The 17,228-nt window shown below is 73.2% G+C and carries 16 protein-coding genes; 9 read left to right on the top strand and 7 right to left on the bottom strand.

Annotation, left to right across the window (positions count from 1 at the left end; all coding sequences use genetic code 11):
• Window positions 1–103 precede the first annotated feature (103 nt).
• Together prcA and prcB are read right to left on the bottom strand one after the other, a co-directional pair.
• On the bottom strand, window positions 104–949 hold the full coding sequence (gene prcA, locus ACQEVJ_RS17210) for a proteasome subunit alpha (RefSeq protein ID WP_433102074.1): 846 nt from the start codon (window positions 947–949) through the stop codon (window positions 104–106).
• 21 nt (window positions 950–970) lie between these two features.
• On the bottom strand, window positions 971–1,786 hold the full coding sequence (gene prcB, locus ACQEVJ_RS17205; RefSeq protein WP_433112793.1) for a proteasome subunit beta: 816 nt from the start codon (window positions 1,784–1,786) through the stop codon (window positions 971–973).
• A gap of 233 nt (window positions 1,787–2,019) precedes the next feature.
• Here prcB and ACQEVJ_RS17200 point away from each other — a divergent pair, with 233 nt between their 5' ends.
• The 7 genes from ACQEVJ_RS17200 to ACQEVJ_RS17170 all read left to right on the top strand — a co-directional run bounded on the left by ACQEVJ_RS17200 (window position 2,020) and on the right by ACQEVJ_RS17170 (window position 11,640).
• Window positions 2,020–3,384, top strand: coding sequence for an extracellular solute-binding protein (locus ACQEVJ_RS17200; RefSeq protein ID WP_433102072.1), 1,365 nt, complete (start codon window positions 2,020–2,022; stop codon window positions 3,382–3,384).
• On the top strand, window positions 3,371–4,288 hold the full coding sequence (locus ACQEVJ_RS17195) for a carbohydrate ABC transporter permease (protein WP_433102069.1): 918 nt from the start codon (window positions 3,371–3,373) through the stop codon (window positions 4,286–4,288). Before ACQEVJ_RS17200 ends, ACQEVJ_RS17195 begins: the two co-directional genes overlap by 14 nt.
• Window positions 4,285–5,112 carry a carbohydrate ABC transporter permease gene (locus tag ACQEVJ_RS17190; protein ID WP_433102067.1) on the top strand — a complete coding sequence of 276 codons (828 nt, stop codon included), beginning with the start codon at window positions 4,285–4,287 and terminating at the stop codon, window positions 5,110–5,112. The genes ACQEVJ_RS17195 and ACQEVJ_RS17190 overlap by 4 nt, the downstream gene beginning before the upstream one ends.
• On the top strand, window positions 5,109–6,167 hold the full coding sequence (locus ACQEVJ_RS17185; RefSeq protein WP_433102065.1) for an ABC transporter ATP-binding protein: 1,059 nt from the start codon (window positions 5,109–5,111) through the stop codon (window positions 6,165–6,167). Before ACQEVJ_RS17190 ends, ACQEVJ_RS17185 begins: the two co-directional genes overlap by 4 nt.
• Window positions 6,164–7,423, top strand: a complete 1,260-nt coding sequence (locus ACQEVJ_RS17180) for a CehA/McbA family metallohydrolase (RefSeq protein ID WP_433102063.1) — start codon at window positions 6,164–6,166, stop codon at window positions 7,421–7,423. Before ACQEVJ_RS17185 ends, ACQEVJ_RS17180 begins: the two co-directional genes overlap by 4 nt.
• Window positions 7,424–7,568: 145 nt before the next feature.
• Window positions 7,569–8,783 carry a Gfo/Idh/MocA family protein gene (locus tag ACQEVJ_RS17175; protein ID WP_433102061.1) on the top strand — a complete coding sequence of 405 codons (1,215 nt, stop codon included), beginning with the start codon at window positions 7,569–7,571 and terminating at the stop codon, window positions 8,781–8,783.
• A gap of 10 nt (window positions 8,784–8,793) precedes the next feature.
• Window positions 8,794–11,640, top strand: coding sequence for an alpha-mannosidase (locus tag ACQEVJ_RS17170; RefSeq protein ID WP_433102059.1), 2,847 nt, complete (start codon window positions 8,794–8,796; stop codon window positions 11,638–11,640).
• A gap of 266 nt (window positions 11,641–11,906) precedes the next feature.
• Here the strand turns inward: ACQEVJ_RS17170 and ACQEVJ_RS17165 are convergent, their stop codons facing one another.
• Window positions 11,907–12,116, bottom strand: coding sequence for a ubiquitin-like protein Pup (locus ACQEVJ_RS17165; protein WP_183531277.1), 210 nt, complete (start codon window positions 12,114–12,116; stop codon window positions 11,907–11,909).
• 304 nt (window positions 12,117–12,420) lie between these two features.
• On the opposite strand from ACQEVJ_RS17165, the gene ACQEVJ_RS17160 reads away from it, so the two are divergent.
• Window positions 12,421–13,488 carry a serine/threonine-protein kinase gene (locus tag ACQEVJ_RS17160; RefSeq protein ID WP_433102057.1) on the top strand — a complete coding sequence of 356 codons (1,068 nt, stop codon included), beginning with the start codon at window positions 12,421–12,423 and terminating at the stop codon, window positions 13,486–13,488.
• Window positions 13,489–13,589: 101 nt separating this feature from the next.
• On the opposite strand, the gene ACQEVJ_RS17155 is transcribed toward ACQEVJ_RS17160, so the two are convergent.
• The 4 genes from ACQEVJ_RS17155 to ACQEVJ_RS17140 all read right to left on the bottom strand — a co-directional run bounded on the left by ACQEVJ_RS17155 (window position 13,590) and on the right by ACQEVJ_RS17140 (window position 16,634).
• Window positions 13,590–13,919, bottom strand: coding sequence for a PepSY domain-containing protein (locus tag ACQEVJ_RS17155; RefSeq protein ID WP_433102055.1), 330 nt, complete (start codon window positions 13,917–13,919; stop codon window positions 13,590–13,592).
• 85 nt (window positions 13,920–14,004) lie between these two features.
• Window positions 14,005–14,451: a hypothetical protein gene (locus ACQEVJ_RS17150; protein ID WP_433102053.1), complete on the bottom strand. Its 447-nt coding sequence runs from the start codon at window positions 14,449–14,451 to the stop codon at window positions 14,005–14,007.
• Window positions 14,452–14,656: 205 nt separating this feature from the next.
• Window positions 14,657–15,937 carry a sensor histidine kinase gene (locus ACQEVJ_RS17145; protein WP_433102051.1) on the bottom strand — a complete coding sequence of 427 codons (1,281 nt, stop codon included), beginning with the start codon at window positions 15,935–15,937 and terminating at the stop codon, window positions 14,657–14,659.
• A 4-nt stretch (window positions 15,938–15,941) separates the two neighbouring features.
• On the bottom strand, window positions 15,942–16,634 hold the full coding sequence (locus tag ACQEVJ_RS17140; RefSeq protein WP_433102049.1) for a response regulator transcription factor: 693 nt from the start codon (window positions 16,632–16,634) through the stop codon (window positions 15,942–15,944).
• Between the two features lie 94 nt (window positions 16,635–16,728).
• Between ACQEVJ_RS17140 and ACQEVJ_RS17135 the strand changes: the two genes are divergently transcribed.
• The gene (locus ACQEVJ_RS17135) at window positions 16,729–17,211 is read left to right on the top strand and encodes a hypothetical protein (RefSeq protein WP_433102047.1); all 483 of its coding nucleotides are present in this window, start codon (window positions 16,729–16,731) and stop codon (window positions 17,209–17,211) included.
• The last annotated feature ends 17 nt before the right edge of the window (window positions 17,212–17,228 follow it).

Below are 17,228 nucleotides of genomic sequence, written 5' to 3'. Positions count from 1 at the left end.
CGAGGGTTTGCTGAGCCGAAACGCCGAGCCGGCACCGTGACACGGCGGCGCCGCGCCCCCGCTGAGGGGCGCGACGCCGCGGCCGTACGGACAGGAGGAGGAGCTACTCGCCGGAGCCCGTGTCGATGTCGCCCTCGGGGGCGATCGGCGGGGCGGTGTCGGGAGCCTGCTCTGCCTGGGCCTGCCCGGCCTGGTCCTGCTCGGCGGGGGCCTCTGCCTCCTCCGCGGCCGGCCGCCGCGCGCCCTTCTGGCCCTCCTTGGCGGCCTCCAGGAGCTTCTCCAGACGGGGCCCGGTCAGGCGCAGGAACTTGCGGTGCTCCCTGCCCCGGTCGAGGACGGCGACCTCGATCTGGGTGACCGGGGGGCGCTCGCCGCCCGGCTCGGTCAGGGCCGCGAGCGCGGCGTCGAGGGCCTGCGGCAGCGGCAGTCCCTCGCTGTAGCGCTCCTTCAGGCGTCCTCCGACCGCCTCGGCCTGGCCGCCGATCACGGCCACGCCCTGCTCGTCGAAGACGGAGCCGTCGAAGGTGATCCGATAGATCTGGTCGTCCTCGGGGGCGTCGCCGACCTCCGCGACGACGATCTCCACCTCGAACGACTTGATCGATTCGGTGAAGATCATGCCGAGCTGCTGGGCGTACAGGTTCGCCAGGCCGCGGCCGGTCACGTCGCTGCGGTTGAAGGTGTAGCCGTTGATGTCCGCGTAGCGGATGCCCGCCAGACGGAGCGACTCGAACTCGTTGTAGCGCCCCACCGCGGCGAAACCGATGCGGTCATAGATCTCGCTGATCTTGTGCAGCGCCTTGGACGGGTTGGGCGCCACGAACAGGATGCCGTCGGCGTACTGCATCACGACCACGCTGCGACCGCGAGCGATGCCCTTGCGGGCATACTCCGCCCTGTCCCGCATGATCTGCTCGGGCGAGGCATATCCTCCGAAGGGGATGGACACCGGGGGTGATCCTCTCTTGGGTTAGCGCAGCGGCGCGGTCGGGCCTTCGGGGGCGGTCATCCGCCTCTCCAGCATGGACTCCACGAACTCGGCGATCTCGTCGTCCGGGAGGCGGCGGAAGCCGTCGGCGGTGATGACGGCCACGACCGGCCAGATCTTCCGCATCACGTCGGGGCCACCGGTCGCCGAGTCGTCGTCGGCGGCGTCGTACAGGGCGTGCAGGCAGGCCAGAACCGTGTCCTGCGGGCTGGCGTTCTCCCGGTACAGCTTCTTGAGCGAGCCCCGGGCGAAGATCGAGCCCGAGCCGATCGAGTGGAACTCCTTCTGCTCGTACGGCCCGCCGCCCACGTCGTAGCTGAAGATCCGCCCGGCGTCGTGGGACGGGTCGTAGGCCGCGAAGAGCGGCACGACCACGAGGCCCTGCATGGCCATGGGCAGGTTCCCGCGGATCATGGTGGCCAGGCGGTGCGCCTTGCCCTCGGTCGACAGGGAGCGGCCTTCGGTCTTCTCGTAGTGCTCCAGCTCCACCCGGTAGAGCCGGGCCAGCTCCAGGCCGGTGCTCGCGGTGCCCGCGATGCCCATGCAGGAGTAGTCGTCGGTGCGGAACACCTTCTCGATGTCCCGCTGCGAGATGATGTTCCCGGAGGTCGCACGCCTGTCGCCCGCCATCACCACGCCGCCGGCGCAGGTCGCCGCGACGATGGTGGTCGCGTGCGGGATCTCGTCGCCCACCGGCGCCGCCAGCGACTCGTTGCGGGCGGGCAGCAGGTTCGGCGCGTGCACGCCTAGGAACTCCGAGAACGACGACGATCCCGTATATGTGAAGAGGCTGTTCATCCAGGCTGGCTGAGATGCCACGCGACTCCCTCCAAGCATGCGTTGTTACGCCCGACCATACTCAGGTCTCAGCGCTGGTTGCACTCTTCCCGATCAGCTCAGCGCGAACCAGACATCCCGCAAGAGGCCGGGCACGCGTCCCTTACTCGTTCACCAAACCGTTTCTTTACGTGTTGGTAATCACGTGCGAGGGTCGATTTGTCCGTACGTCAGGACTTACGGGGAGGTCGATCATGAGACCTGCGCTCGCGGTGGCGGCGGTGGCCCTGTTGACTCTGGGCGCCTGCGGCACCGGCGGCTCCGGCGACGAGGGCGTCACCCTGACCATCACGGCCAACGCGATCTCCGGCGGCAAGAACGCCGAGACCGCCGACTGGACGGCCAAATGGGTCATCCCCCGGTTCGAGGCCGACCAGAAGGCCAAGGGCCGCGACGTCCACGTGGTGTTCCAGCCGAGCGGCGTGGACGACGAGCAGTACAAGACGAAGGTCGCCCTCGACCTCAAGTCGCGGGCGGGCGCCGACGTCATCGACCTCGACGGCATCTGGGTAGGCGAGTTCGCCCAGGCCGGGTACATCAAGCCGCTCGCCGAGGTCGCCGGTCCCGAGGCGGACTCCTGGGAGGGCTGGAGCCAGATCCCGCAGGCCGTGCAGGGCCTCGGCACGTTCGAGGGCAAGAGGTACGGCCTGCCCCAGGGCACCGACGGGCGGGTGCTGTTCTACAACAGGGACCTGTTCCGCAAGGCCGCCCTGCCGGACCGCTGGCAGCCGCGGAGCTGGCAGGAGATCCTCGACGCCGGCGCGGCGCTCAAACGGGCCGGGGTCCCGGTCCCGATCCAGATCGACGCCGGCACCGCCATGGGCGAGGCGACGACCATGCAGGGCGCGCTGCCGCTGCTGGCGGGCGCGGGGGCGCAGATCTACGCCGACGGCAAGTGGACCGGCGCCTCCCGGGCGCTCAGGGACGTGCTGGACTTCTACCGGCAGGTCTACACCGGCGGCCTCGGCGACCCCAGGCTCCAGCAGGAGGCGCGGGGCCGGGACAAGTCGTTCGCCCAGTTCGCCGAGGGGAAGATCGGCATCCTGGCCGAGGGCGACTACTTCTGGCGGTCGGTGATCGAGCCGAAGGCCGGGGTCGCCCCGATGAAGGACCGCGACTCCGTCGCCGGCTACGCCCTGATCCCCGCCCAGCGTCCCGGCGCGGGCATCCGGGGCCAGGACTTCGTCAGCATGTCCGGCGGCGCCGTACGGGTGCTCAACCCCAACTCCAAGAACCCGAAGCTGGCCTGGGAGCTGCTGTCGTTCATGCACTCGGCCGAGGCCACCACGTCGCAGCTCGCCGGGGCCGCCAGGATCACGGCGCGCAAGGACGTGAACGACAAGGTGCTGGGGGCCGACCCGATGCTGAAGTTCGTCTCCGACGAGGTCCTGCCCCTCACGGCGTACCGGCCGCCGCTGGCCGTCTACCCGCAGGTGTCGGTCGCCCTGCAGGAGGCCACGGCCGCGGTCGTGTCGGGCACGGGCGTGGACGAGGCGGCCGCCGCCTACCAGCGCAAGGTCGAGTCCCTCGTCGGCGGCCCCACCCATGTCGCGAGCTGAGCCCGGCGCGCTGGGCCGCCGTCCTGCTGCGGGATTCGTGCTGCCCGCGCTGGTGCTGATCGGGGTGTTCCTGGTCTTCCCGGCGCTGTGGACCATCTATCTGGGCCTGACGGACTACCGGCTCACGGGGCTGGCGGCGGCCGATCCCCGGGTGGTCGGGGCGGCCAACTACGCCGAGGCGCTGGGCGACGAGCGGTTCCGCACCTCGCTGTGGCTCACCGTGCAGTTCGTGCTCGGCTCGGCCGTGCTCGGGCAGGCGGTGCTCGGGTTCGCGATCGCGTGGGCGCTGCGCGACCGGCGGGGGCCGCTGAAGAGCGTCACCGAGGGACTGGTGCTGCTCGCGTGGATCCTGCCGTCGTCGGTCGTCGCGTTCCTGTGGATCGCGCTGCTCGACCGCGACGGCGGGACGCTGAACGCGATCCTGCACACGCCCGGCTTCGCCTGGCTGCTCGACCACCCCATGGCGTCGATCATCGTGTTCAACGTCTGGCGCGGCACGGCGTTCTCGATGATGCTGTACGGCGCCGCGCTGGAGAACGTGCCGCCATCGCAGCTGGAGACCGCACGGCTCGCCGGGGCGTCGACGGTCCAGCAGCTCAGGGACGTGGTCTTCCCGCACATCAAGGGGCACGTGCTGACGAACCTGCTGCTGATCACGCTGTGGACGTTCAACGACTTCACGGCCTTCCAGCTCACCGCCGGAGGCCCGGAGGGGCGGTCGGAGATCCTGCCCGTCTACATCTACAACGTGGCGATGAGCGGCGGCAGGCTCGGTTTCGGCGCGGCGGTCTCCTTCCTCGTGCTCGTGGTGAACCTGGTCCTGGCGTTCGCCTACCTGCGCCTCCTGCGGTCCCGGGGCAAGGTCTCCGGGGGCGTCTCCGGGGGCGGGGTGAGGACGCCGTGACCGCGCAGGTGCGCCACGTGCTGGGGACCGTCGGGCGGGCCACGTTCCTGGCCCTGGTGCTGGGGTTCTTCGCGCTGCCGCTGCTGTGGCTCGCCTCGGCGCCGTTCGACGCCCACCCGTCGATCACGACCTCGGTGCCGGAGTTCACGCTGGCGAACTTCCGGGCGCTGCTGGACAACCCGTACGCGCTGGGCTCGCTGCGCAACTCGCTGCTCCAGGCGGGCGGCAGCGCGGCCCTGGTCGTGACGCTGGCCGCGCTGGCGGCGTACGCGCTGTCGCGGGCGCGGGTGCCCGGCCGGGACGCGCTGCTGTACGTGCTGCTGCTCCTGTCGTCGGTGGTGACGGGGACGGCGGCGATGGTGCCGCTGTTCGAGCTGGCGACCCGGCTGAACCTGATCGACACCCACCTCGGCGTCGTGCTCACGCTGTCGGGCGGCCTGCTGCCCGCCGCGATCTTCATACTGAAGGACTTCATGGACGCCACGCCGACGTCCTATGAGGAGTCGGCGCGGGTGTTCGGCGCGTCATCGGGGCAGGTGCTGCGGCACGTCGTGATCCCGCTGGTGCGGCCCGGCCTGGCGACGATCGCGGTGTGGGCGGTGGCGAACGTGTGGGGCAGCTTCCTGCAGCCGTTCATCCTGCTGCGCGACCCGGACAAGGCCCCGGGCGCGGTCATCCTCTACACGCTCTACACCGAGGGCGGCGCGCCGCGCCTCGACGTGATCTCGGCGTTCTCGCTGCTCTACTCGCTGCCGGTGGTGGTGATGTACGTGTTCGTCAGCCGGAGATACGGCTTCCGCTTCCACGGGGGGATCAAGCGGTGATCGCGTTGCGCGGCCTGACCAAGGAGTTCCCCGGCGGGGTGCGGGCGGTCGACTCGCTCGACCTGGAGATCGGCGACGGCGAGTTCTTCGCACTGCTCGGCCCGTCGGGCTGCGGCAAGACGACGCTGCTGCGGACGATCGCCGGCCTGGAGACGCCCACCTCGGGGCGGATCGAGATCGGCGGCGCGGACGTGACCGGGACGCCTCCGGGACGGCGGGACGTCGCGATGGTCTTCCAGGACTACGCGTTGTTCCCGCACATGGACGTGACCGCCAACATCGCCTATCCGCTGCGGATCAGGAAGGTGCCGCGGGCCGAGCGCGAGGCGAAGGCCGCCGAGACCGCGTCCCGGCTCAGCCTGTCGGAGCTGCTGGACCGCAGGCCCGGGCAGCTGTCCGGCGGGCAGCAGCAGCGCGTGGCGCTCGCCCGGGCGGTCGCCTGCCATCCGAAGGCGTTCCTGTTCGACGAGCCGCTGTCGAACCTGGACGCGCGGCTGCGCCTGGAGGCCCGCACGTTCCTCAAGCGCCTGCAGCGCGAGCTGGGGGTGACCACGGTCTTCGTCACGCACGACCAGAGCGAGGCGCTCGCGCTGGCCGACCGCATCGCGGTCATGTCGGCCGGGCGGATCACACAGCTCGGCACGCCGTCCGAGGTGTTCCGGCGCCCGGCCACCACGTTCGTGGCCTCCTTCATCGGGTCCACGCCGATGAACCTGCTGCCGGGCGTCGCGAAGGAGGGCGTGCTCCGGGTCGCCGGGGCCGAGCTCCCCCTGCCGGACGGCGTCCCCGAGGGGGAGGTCCTGTACGGCCTGCGGCCCGAGTACGCCGACCTGACCACCCGGGCGCCTGGGGAGAAGGGGGCGTTCCTCGGGAAGGTGGCGGTGGTGGAGAACCTCGGCACGGCCCATCTCGTCACGCTGGAGTGCGCGGACCACCTGCTGCAGGTGGTAGTCCCCGAGGGCGCGGAGCCCCCGCCGGGCGCGGCCGCCTGGGCGGTGCCCCGCCCCGGCAGGGCGCTGCTGTACCGCGACGACACCCTGGTGGGTGGCGCGTGACGACCAGGGCCGCGATCAGCGGGACGTGGACGCTGGACGACCGCCTGGCCGGGCCGGTGGCGGAGGTGCCGGTGGAGGTGCGGCCCGGCACGGCCGCCCTCACGGTGCGCCTGTCCTACGACCGGTCGGCCGGCGTGCTCGACCTCGGCTGCGCCGGGCCGTCCGGGTTTCGCGGCTGGTCGGGCGGCGCGCGCTCCGAGTACACCATCGCCCCTTCCTGGGCCACCCCGGGCTACCTTCCCGGTGAGATCGAGCCGGGGGTGTGGCGGGTGCTGGTCGGGCTGCACCGGGTGCCCCTCGGCGGCCTGCCGTACGAGATCCGGGTGATCAGGCACGTGCGGCCGCCCGCCCGGCCGCGCCGGCGCCGCACCCGTTTCTCCCGCGTGCCGGGGCCCGTCCCGCGTGAGCCCGCCGCCGTACGGCGCCGCCTGCCGTCGCCGCCCGGATACCGCTGGCTCGCCGGGGACCTGCACGCGCACACCGACCACTCGGACGGGACGCTGAGCGTCTACGAACTGGCCTGCGTGGCGGCCGCGGCCGGGCTGGACTTCCTCGCGGTGACCGACCACAACACCGTCAGCCATCACTTGGAGCTGGCGGCGGCCTCTGCGCTGGCCGGTGTCGTGCTCGTGCCAGGCCAGGAGGTGACCACCGACCTCGGGCACGCCGGCGCGCTCGGGGACGTCGGCTGGATCGACTTCCGGCGGCCCCCCGACGAGTGGGCGAAGGCCGTACGCGACCGGGGCGGGGTGCTGTCGGTCAACCACCCGGTGGCGGCCGACTGCGCCTGGCGGCACTCGATGACCGACCGGCCGCGGGTCGTCGAGCTGTGGCACTGGAGCTGGTGGGACCGCAGCTGGGGCGCGCCGCTGGCCTGGGCGCACGCGTGGATCGGCGACCCGGCGGCCGGCCTCGTGGTGGTGGGCGGCGGCGACTACCACCGGCCCGAGGAGGGTCACCTGCCCGGCGCGCCGACGACGTGGGTGCTCGTCGAGGGCGACGGCCGCGGGCCCGAGGCGGCCGGGGCGATCGTACGGGCCGTGGCGGAGGGGCGGACGGCGGTGTCGGCCTCCCCCGGCGCCCCGCTGCTGCTGCGGCTGGAGGACGAGTTCCTCGCCGTGGATGCCGACGGGCTGGTGCTGTGGGGGCCGCAGACCCGGCGGGTGGTCCGGGGAGACCTCGCCCTCCTGCCCGCCCGGCCCGGGGTGCACCGGCTGGAGACGCCCGCCAACGAGGTGGTAGCAGTGTGTAGCTGACCCTGTGCGGCTGACCCTGAGCGGCTGACCCTGAGCGGCTGACCCTGAGCGGCTGACCCTGAGCGGCTGACGGGGTTGTGGGCCGCCGCCGGTGGGGAGGTCAGGGGGCACGGACGCCGGTCGCCGAGCGGAGGAGGGTGAGAACGTGGAGACGGTGAAGGTGGGGATCGCCGGGCTGGGCGTGGTCGCGCAGGTCGTCTACCTGCCCCTGCTGGCGCGGCGGCGCGATCTGTTCCGGGTCGCCGCCGTGTGCGACCTCGACCGCGGGCACGCGGAGACGGTCGGCCGGGAGGCGGGCGTCCCGGCGTACGACGACCCGCTGACGATGCTGGACAGGGGCGGGTTCGACGCCCTTATCGTGCTCACGCCGGGGTCCCACGGGCCTCTGGTGCGGGCCGCCCTCGAACGCGGCCTGTGGGTGCTGTGCGAGAAGCCCCTCGCCTACAGCCGGGCCGAGCTGAGCGGCTTTTCCGGCGAGCGGCTGATGGCCGGCTACATGAAGCAGTACGACCCGGCCGCCCAGCGGCTGCTGGAGGCGCTGCACGAGGCCGGCGGTCCTGGCGTCGTCCGCCACCTGGACGCCACCGTGCTGCACCCGTCGGAGGAGTCGCAGCTGCTGTTCGCCCGGGCGCGGCCCGGACATCCCCCGCCCGAGCGGGTGGCCCCCTACGCGGAGGCCGACGAGCGGGCGCTCACGGCCGCCCTCGGCACGTCGTCGGAACGGCTGCGGCGCCTGTACGCGGAGGTGCTGCTGAGCAGCCTGTGCCACGAGCTGTCGCTGATGCGGCTGTTCACCGGGTCTCCCGACACAGTGGACCAGGTGGCCGTGTGGCCGGTGGAGGCGTTCCCGCCGTCCCTGGAGGTGAGCGGGACGCTCGGAGGCGAGTGCTCCGGCAGGTACGGCATCCGCTGGCACTACCTGCCGAGCTACCCGGCCTACCACGAGGTCATGACCCTGCACCACGAGCACGGCTCGCTGGAGCTGCGCTTCCCGTCCCCCTATCTGCTGAACGCGCCCACCCGGCTGACGGTCACCTGCCGGGTCGGCACCACCGAGCGGACGGTCGTCAACGAGGACGTCGCCGAGGCGTTCGAACGTCAGCTCCGCGCCTTCCACCGCTTCGTCACCCAGGAAGAACCGCCGCTCACCGGACTCGACGGGGCCCTGGAAGATATCGTCACGGCGCAGCGGATCGTGCACCGGTACGCGCGGTGGGCGGGCATCCCCATCGGCGGGGAGTGCGCCCAGGAGGTCACCGGCGCCCCGCGGGAGGCGACCGCCGGGGCCGACGTCAGCAGCTACGCCGAGGAGGGCGGGAGTGGAGCCAGCGGTCACACCGAGGAGAGCCTCAGCAGATAGCGACAGGATCGTGGTGGTCCCGCACACGCACTGGGACCGGGAGTGGTATCTGCCCTTCCAGCGGTTCCGGGTCGGGCTGGTGCGGGTGCTCGACGAGGTCCTGGACGCCATGGCCGCCGACCCCGCCTACCGCTTCACGATGGACGGCCAGCTCGCGGCGATCGAGGACTACCTGGAGCTCCGGCCCGCGCGGCGCGGCGACGTCGCCCGCTTCGTCGCCGAGGGACGGCTGGCCGTCGGACCCTGGCTGATCCTCGCCGACGAGTTCCTGTGCTCGGGCGAGACCCTGCTGCGCAACCTGGAGTACGGCATGCGGGGCGCCGCCGCGCTCGGCGGCGCCATGCCCGTCGGCTACCTGCCCGACCAGTTCGGCCACTGCGCGCAGATGCCGCAGATGCTGGCGCTGGCGGGGCTGCGCCTGGCGTGCCTGTGGCGCGGCGTGCCCGCCCACGTGGACCGCGACGCCTTCGACTGGACCGGCGCCGACGGCACCACGATCAGGACCGGATACCTGCCCGGCGGCTATGGCAACGCGTTCGGCCTGTTCACCGGCCCGGCCGAGGGGATGCCCGACCGCGTGACGGCCTTCGTCTCCACGGCGGAGGGCTGGGCGACGGGCGGGACACTGCTGGCGATGTACGGCGCGGACCACTCGGCGCCGGCCCGCGAGATCACCGCGTCGGGGCTCCGCGTCGCCACCCTCGCCGAGGCCCTGACCGGCCTCCCCCGACCCGGCGACACAGGGCCTGGCGACACGCGGCCTGGCGGCACAGGGCCTGGCGACGGGCTGCCTCGGGTGGTGGGCGAGCTGCGCTCGCACGCGCGGGCCAACATCCTGCCCGGCGTGATCTCGGCCCGGGTGCCGATGAAGCAGGCCATGGCGCGGGCCGAGCGCGTCCTGACCCGCTACGCGGAACCGCTGTCCGCGCTGTGGCTCGCCGACCGGTCCGCCTGCGAGCGCCTGCTCGACCGATCTGCCTGCGAGCGCCTGCTCGACCGGTCTGCCTGCGAGCGCCTGCTCGACTTTGCCTGGCGGTCGGTGATCGCCTGCAGCGGGCACGACTCGGTCACCGGGTGCGGCTCCGACGAGACCGCCCAGCAGGTGGCCGCGAGGATCGCCGAGGCCGGGCAGACGGCCCAGGCGGTCGTGGACCTGGTCGCGGCGTCCCTCTCCGAGGCCGCGCCGAAGGGCGCGCTCGTGGTCGTCAACCCGTCCCCGTTCGAGCGGACCGGCCTGGTGCTCGCCGACCTGCCGGAGGACCGCGCGTCCCTGGCGGACGCCTCGGGCCGGTCTGTCCCGGTGCAGCGGCTCGAACACGCTCCCACGCTGCTCGACGAGACCGTCATGGACGACCTCTCCCGGCTCCTCGGGCGCGTCCACGAGCGGGAGCTGTACGGCCACGAGATCGTCTCCTGGCACGCCGGTGACGGCGTGTTCACCGTCACCGTGAGCAGGCATGCCTCCGGCGCGTACGCCTACGAGGACCTGCGCCGGGCCGTCCTGGAGGCCGGCCCCGGGCCGTGGATCGTCCGCACGGTGGCCGAGCCCGTGGTCACCGTGGCCGCGCTGGTCACCGTCCCGCCGCTCGGCCGGGCCGTCCTCACCGCCCGGCCGCCCGGACCCGGCCGGCCCGCATCCGTCGCCGGTGCTTTGAGGACCGACGCCTACGGGTTCGAGCCGGTGCTGGACAACGGGCTGCTGCGGGTGCGCGTGGCGGAGGACGGGACGCTCTCGCTGCGCGGCGCGGACGGAGCCGAGGTCCACGGCGTCGGGCGGATCGTCCACGGCGGGGACGCCGGGGACACCTACAACCACGCGCCCCCGCCGGACGACCGCCTCCTCGACCGGCCCTCCCGCGTCGTCGTCGACGAGATCTACTCGGGCCCGCTGACCGGCGCGTACGAGATCACTCGGGTGTACGACTGGCCGGCCGGCGCCGGCGACGACGAGACCGTGCCGACGGCCGTCACTACCCGGGTGGAGCTCAGGGCGGGCGAGCCGTTCGCGCGGTGCGAGATCACCATGGACGTGCGCTGCCGCGACCACCGCGTCCGCTGGCACGCGCCGCTGCCCCGCGCGGCGGCCGGGTCGCACGCCGAAGGACAGTTCGCCGTGGTGCGGCGCGGCCTGACGGCCGAGGGCGGAGGCGGCGAGCGGCCGATCCCGACCTTCCCCGCCGAGTCCTTCGCCGCCGCCGGCGGCCTGGCCGTGCTGCTCGACCACGTCACCGAGTACGAGATCGTCAGGGACGAGGCCGGCGGGGACGGGACCGAGATGGCGCTGACGCTCGTGCGGTCCGTCGGCTACCTGTCCAGGAACCGCAACCCCTACCGCGACGAGCCCGCCGGGCCCGAGGTGCCCACCCCCGCCGCCCAGTGCCAGGGGCCGCTGACCGTGCGCTTCGCCGTCCTGCCGTACGCGGGCGAGTGGCACGACGCCGGGCTGCCGAGGCTCGCCGAGGAGTTCCGCCACGACCTGCTGGCCCTACCGGGCACCGGCGCCGCCGGGGCCTACGGCCCGGGCGGGGGCGGTCACCTCGCGATCAGCGGGGACGGCGTCGTGATGGCCGCGCTACGCGAGCGGGACGGACGGCTGGAGGTCCGCCTGGTGGCCGAGCATCCCACGGCCACCGAGGCGGTCGTCCGGGGAGATTTCACCGCGGCCTGGACGGCCGGCGTGCTGGGCTCTCCCCTGAGCCCTCTGGAGGTGTCCCGCGACGAGGTGTTCCCAGACGTGTTCTCAGACGATGGTGCGGACGGGCAGGGGCCCGCGGCGCCGTGGCGGACGGTGCGCGTCCCGCTGAAGCCCTTCGAGATCGCGACCGTTCATCTCGGCGGACATCTCGGCAGAGCCTGACGCCCGGCGTTCACGGGGCCGGTGGAACCGGGATGGTCTGCCGGCGTCGCCTACCGCATCGTCGCTTACCGCATCGCCGCCGAGGGCGGCTTTATGCGCCGGTCATCGCGGCGCGGCGGCTTCCCCACTCCCCCATCGGCCTCCGGTGCGGGGCGCGACGGCGAAGACGGGTCGTTCGACGGAAGTCTCCGGGTCCGGTGGCGGCCCTGCCGGAGGGTGGTCCCCCCCGGCGCGGCCACCACCGGCCCGGACGCCTCCCGCCTGGGCTACTGCCCGCCCTTCTGCACGTAGGAACGGACGAACTCCTCCGCGTTCTCCTCGAGGACCTCGTCGATCTCGTCCAGGATCGCGTCCACGTCGTCGGTGAGCTTCTCGTGACGCTCCTGGACGTCCGGGGACGCCTGCGCCTCGGTCTCTTCGACTTCGTGCTCCTGGCGCCCGGTCTGCTTCTGGCCGCCGCTCTCCTTGGTCGCCATCCCTGACACCTCCGCTGCTCGGGGGGACGCCTCTCCCCATATCTTCCCCGAACCGACCGACAATGCGCGCGAAAGAGCGTGCGATCTTCGGCCCGGCCCCTGTGGCCAGACAACCCGGTGAGCGCCGGGGAGGCAAACGCGCGGCATCCGGCCCGGCTGCGGGCACGCCGGCCCGCGGAAACCGCCTTCATTAGACCGGATCGTTATCGACCTCACACTCCCCGTGGCCGCCTTTCGGCGCAGAGCGACCGCGTCCGGGACGACAATTGATGGATCACGGCACGACCTAGCGCACGGGTGGTCGATGGCATCGCACGCACGGCAACTGCTGGCGGATCGGTACAAGCTGCTGACGCCCTTCCGACGCGACGGCGGCGGGATCATGTGGCAGGCCCACGATCTCCGCCTCAAGCGCGACGTCGCGATCAAGGAAGTGCAGCCGCCGTACCGGGTGGACGTGGCCGACCTGCCGGCCGCCCGCCGGCAGGCGCTGCGGGAGGCCCGTTCCGCGGCCCGGCTCAGCCACCCGGCCGTCGTCACCGTGCACGACCTGCTGGAGGACAAGGGCCGGCTCTGGATCGTGACAGAGCTCCTGCAGGGCCTCACGCTGGGCGACACCGTCCGCCACCTCGGGCGGCTGCCGGTCCACTGGGCCGCCTGGGTGGGCTTCCAGCTCCTGTCGGGCGTGCGGCACGCGCACGCGCTGGGCGTCGTCCACGGGGACATCCGGCCCGCCAACGTCATGCTGACCGAGGACCGGGTGGTGCTGACCGACTTCGGCATCGCCGCCTTCGACCGGGATCCGTCCGGGTCGACGACCGTGCCCGTGGCGCGGTCCGGCGCCTATCTCGCCCCCGAGCGGCTGCGCGGGAAGGGCCTGGCCCCCTCCGCCGACCTGTGGTCGTTCGGCGCCACGCTGTACTGCGGGGTCGAGGGGCGGCCGCCATACCCGAGCTCGGGCCCGCTGCCGGCCGCGGCGCTGCTCGGCCGCGAGCCGGAGCCGCCGCGCCGGGCGGGCCTCCTGCGACCGCTGATCGACGGCCTGCTGCGGCACGACCCGGACGAACGGCTCACCGTCGACCAGGCGATGCACGTGCTCGTGGACGTGTTGCGGCGGCAGGGCATCCCGGCGGCGACGCCGGGCCGGACGGCCGGCGAGCTGCCCAGCCGTACCGCGCCCAAACGAAGTGGGGCGCAACCCTACGGCCGCTCCTCCGGCCACGGATGGCCCCTCGCGCCCGGGGAATTCACAGCGCCCGGGGAATTCACGACCGGGCGCATTCACGACGTGGATTCGCGTCGCCGGGACAATCCCTACTGGGCCGCCCCCACGACCGGGCCCCGCCGCCCCGGACCTCCGCGCCTCCGGTAGCCCCCCGCACCGGCCGGCCTCCGGCTTCGCGGGGACGGGACCCGCAGGGCGGCTCCCCCGGGTACGCGCCCGGGGAGCCGCCCGTGCCTTCCTTCCTGCGGTCAGTCGTCGTGGTGGGCGCGGAACTTGACGATCCGCCCGGTCGCGATCGCGACGTAGACCCGGTACTCCCGGTGGCCCTTGCGCAGCTCGACCTTCCAGGTGCGGTGGCCGTGCTCCCACTCGCGTTCGACCTCGGTGACCCGGGCGCCGGGCACCCGCCTCAGCGCGATCGCGATCGCCTGGCTCCTGGTGACCGAGGTCTGGGAAAGGGAAGCCGAGGCGGTCGAGGAGAGAGGGGCGGGCGCGGCGGCGGCGACGGCGGTTCCCCCGGCGGCCAGAGCGGCGACCGTGACGGCGGCGGCGAGAGCGATCTTCGTTGTCTGTCTCATGCCTCGAGGTTCGCAGCGATCATGCTAGGGCCGCGCTAAGCGATCCCTAAAGCGTGGTTTCCGGACTGGGAGGACCGGAAGGGGGTCAGGAGCAGGCGGCCATGAGCTTCTTGGTAGCCGCGTCGGCCTTCTTGCCGACCTCGGCCGCCGTGACGGAGTCGACGTCGAGCTCGGAGAACGCGTCGACCATCTCGGACAGGGCCGTCTTGAGATCGCCGTCAGCCCGCTCGGAGATCTTCTTGAGCGTGCCTGCGTGGTCTGAGATCGCCTTGTCGATGCCCTTGGGGTCGGTGGCCGCCGCCATCACCTTGCTCATGAAGTCGCCCGACGCGGCGACAGCCTCCGCGCAGAGCGCCGCGTTGTCCGTGCCGCCCGCGGCACCTCCCCCGGCGACCTCGGTGACGTCGGCTGCCTTGCCGGCTCCACTCCCGGCGCTGCCGCCGCCGCCGCTGCCGTCGCCGCCGCAGGCCGCGGCGAGCGAGACGAGCACGATCGCCGCGACGGCGGTGAGGCTCTTCCCAACGTTGATCATTCGCGGCCCTCCCGATGATTCTTCACTGATGCCTGTCACCTGGCGGTGAACACAGCGGCGTGGACGCCGTTCTGCATGGCGAGTCCACGGCTCCCAAGTTAGGCTCGCGACCGGCTGAGAGTGATCCGTGTCAGCACGGACATCGGTCCCAGTGCCAGCCCCGGCCCGGCCACCGGATCCGCGGCCTTCGAACCGCCACATGGTCTCAGCCGGGAACAGGTCCTGAGCCCAGGAGCAGGCGCACCTCGGCGCCGCCGAGGTCCGATCGGCCGACGGCCAGGGAGCCGCCCGAATCCTCGGCCACACGGCGGGCGATGTCCAGCCCGAGTCCCGTCGAGCCCGCGCCGCTCTCCCCGCGTCGTGGCGGATCTCCCGGGCCGAAGCCGGGCCCGGCGTCCGACACCGTCAGGGCCACCTCGTCACCCGGCCCGGAGGCCAGGCGCACGCGGAAGGACGTCCCGTCGGGAGTGTGCGCGAAGACGTTGCCGAGGAGAGCGTCGACGCAGTCGGCCAGGTCCTCGGCGGCAACCGCCACCGGCAGCGGGCCGGGCACGAGGTCGAGCTCGAAGGTCCTGGACTGGTCCTCCGCCAGCACCGACCAGAACTCGACTCTGCCGCGCACCACCGCGACGGCGTCGCAGGAGGCCCGCTCCCGCGACCGCCGCCGCACATCGTTGATGACGGCGGTCACCGCCCGCTCCAGCGCGTCGACGCGGGCCTCCATCCTGGCCGCCTCGCCGGGGTCCGCCAGCGACTCCGCTTCGAGCCGCAGGCCGGTCAGAGGGGTGCGGAGCCGATGGGAGACGTCCGCCACCGTCTCGCGCTCCTCGGCGAGCAGGCCGGAGATGCGTCCCGCGAGGTGGTTGAGGGCCAGGCCCGCCGTACGGACCTCGGGCGGGCCCTGCGGGGTCGCCCTGGCGGTCAGGTCGCCCTTCGCGAGGCGGTGGGAGACCTGGGCGAGCGCCGTGGTGGGCCGCACGACCGCGCGGGCGAGGCGATCGGCGACCAGGATGCCGAGCCCGACCAGGGCGACCCCGAGGATCAGCAGCGCGAGCCACGTCCGGTGGACGCCGCGGTCGAGGTCGTCGTCGCCGAGGAAGGCGCGGACGACGGCGGTGCCGCCCGGCGCCCCCTGCACGGCCACCAGGATCTCCCGGCCGCCCGGCACGGCCGCGGTCAGGCTCCGGCCGCGTGCGGCGAGGTCGACGGCGCGGGTGCGGGCCGCCACGGCCCCGAGCACACGGCCGTCCGCGAGGAAGACCGTGACGGGGTGTCCGCTCGACGCGCCCGCCTGCTCGGCGGTCAGCCGCAGCGTCTCCTCGTCCACCGCGCCGACGGCCACCGCGACGGACTCGGCGGCCCGGGTCGCGGAGGCGACGGCCTCGCTGTGCGCCACCGACCGCACCAGCAACGCCAGCGGCACCAGCAGGGACACCAGGACGAGCGACGTCGTCGCCGCGACGAGGGCCGCGAGCCAGCGCCTCATCAGCTCACTTCCCTGGCGAAGGCGGCGCGGTCAGGCGCACGCCCACCCCGCGGACCGTCTGGAGGTAGCGCGGTTGCTGGGCGGTCTCGCCGAGTTTGCGGCGCAGCCAGGACAGGTGGACGTCGACCGTCTTGTCGGTGCCTCCATAGGGGATGCGCCAGACCTCGGTGAGCAACTCGCGCTTGGTGACGACCTGCCCGGCGCGGGCCGCCAGATAGTGCAGCAGGTCGAACTCTCGCGGCGTCAGGTCCAGCGCCGCGCCGTCGAGGGTCGCCTCCCTGGCGCCCGGGTCCACGCGCAGCGTTCCCACCGTCACGGAGGTGTCCGTACGCCCGGTGTCGACCCGGCGCAGCACGGCGCGGATGCGTGCGTCGAGTTGCGCGGCGCTGTAGGGCTTGACCACGTAGTCGTCCGCGCCGGCGTCGAGCAGGCGGACCATGTCGGCCTCCCCGTCCCTGGCGGTGGCGACGATGACCGGGACGCGGCTCACCGCGCGCAGCATGCGCAGCAGGTCGGCGCCGTCCATGTCGGGCAGGCCGAGGTCGAGCACGATCAGGTCGGGGCGGTCCTCGACGACCGACCGGAGGCCGTCGAGGGCGGTGGAGACGGAGGAGACGGCATGGCCGCGATCGCGCAGGCTCCGGGTGAGGGAGGTGCGGATGGGGGCGTCGTCTTCGATGAGCAGCACGCTTGGCATTTGAGCGCTACGGTAGCCGTCCGACGAAAGCGGCATAAGTCCGTTATCCGGGCCTTAGCAATCTCTTAGCGTTCGCGGTGGGAGAGTGGGCGGCGTGCACAGCCGCCTCGTACTCGCCGTCGCCGGGTGGCTCCTGGCCGCCGCCCTCGCCACCGGCACGGGCGTCGCGGTGCTCGGCCTGCTCGGCCGGCCGCTCACGGGCCCGGCGGAGCGGCCGATGACGGCCGAGGAGATCCGCCTCGCACTCGCCCGGGACACCCCGGCTCCGCCGTCCCCGGCCTCCACACCCGCCGGTGCGGCCCCGGCGGACTCCCCCGGCGGTGAGACGCCGAACGCCGCGCCCGCGAAGGGACGCAGGCTCGTCTCCACGGCCGCGGGCAGCCTGATCGCCCGATGCGAGGGAGGACTGGTCCGGCTCCAGTCGTGGACCCCGGCGCAGGGCTTCGAGGTGGACGACGTCGACCCGGGGCCGGACGACCGCGCCCGGGTGAAGTTCGAGTCGGACGAGGGCAGGCTCGAGGTGGAGGTGCGCTGCGCCGGCGGCGTGCCGGTCCCCCGGATCACCCGGCACGACTGACCGGGTCATCGGCTCCC

The organism is Microbispora sp. CA-102843 (genome assembly GCF_050936215.1).
In the GTDB taxonomy this organism is placed as follows: domain Bacteria; phylum Actinomycetota; class Actinomycetes; order Streptosporangiales; family Streptosporangiaceae; genus Microbispora.
Note: the sequence above shows the minus strand (reverse complement) of the source record. Positions and strands in the feature narration are given on the sequence as shown.

Excerpts from the sequence above, each read along its gene's own strand:
- ACQEVJ_RS17145 (WP_433102051.1), bottom strand. The coding sequence starts at position 15,937 with ATGAGGCGCTGGCTCGCGGCCCTCGTCGCGGCGACGACGTCGCTCGTC.
- ACQEVJ_RS17165 (WP_183531277.1), bottom strand. The coding sequence starts at position 12,116 with ATGGCGACCAAGGAGAGCGGCGGCCAGAAGCAGACCGGGCGCCAGGAG.
- ACQEVJ_RS17140 (WP_433102049.1), bottom strand. The coding sequence starts at position 16,634 with ATGCCAAGCGTGCTGCTCATCGAAGACGACGCCCCCATCCGCACCTCC.
- ACQEVJ_RS17150 (WP_433102053.1), bottom strand. The coding sequence starts at position 14,451 with ATGATCAACGTTGGGAAGAGCCTCACCGCCGTCGCGGCGATCGTGCTC.
- ACQEVJ_RS17160 (WP_433102057.1), top strand. The coding sequence starts at position 12,421 with ATGGCATCGCACGCACGGCAACTGCTGGCGGATCGGTACAAGCTGCTG.
- ACQEVJ_RS17200 (WP_433102072.1), top strand. The coding sequence starts at position 2,020 with ATGAGACCTGCGCTCGCGGTGGCGGCGGTGGCCCTGTTGACTCTGGGC.
- ACQEVJ_RS17155 (WP_433102055.1), bottom strand. The coding sequence starts at position 13,919 with ATGAGACAGACAACGAAGATCGCTCTCGCCGCCGCCGTCACGGTCGCC.
- ACQEVJ_RS17195 (WP_433102069.1), top strand. The coding sequence starts at position 3,371 with ATGTCGCGAGCTGAGCCCGGCGCGCTGGGCCGCCGTCCTGCTGCGGGA.
- prcB (WP_433112793.1), bottom strand. The coding sequence starts at position 1,786 with ATGAACAGCCTCTTCACATATACGGGATCGTCGTCGTTCTCGGAGTTC.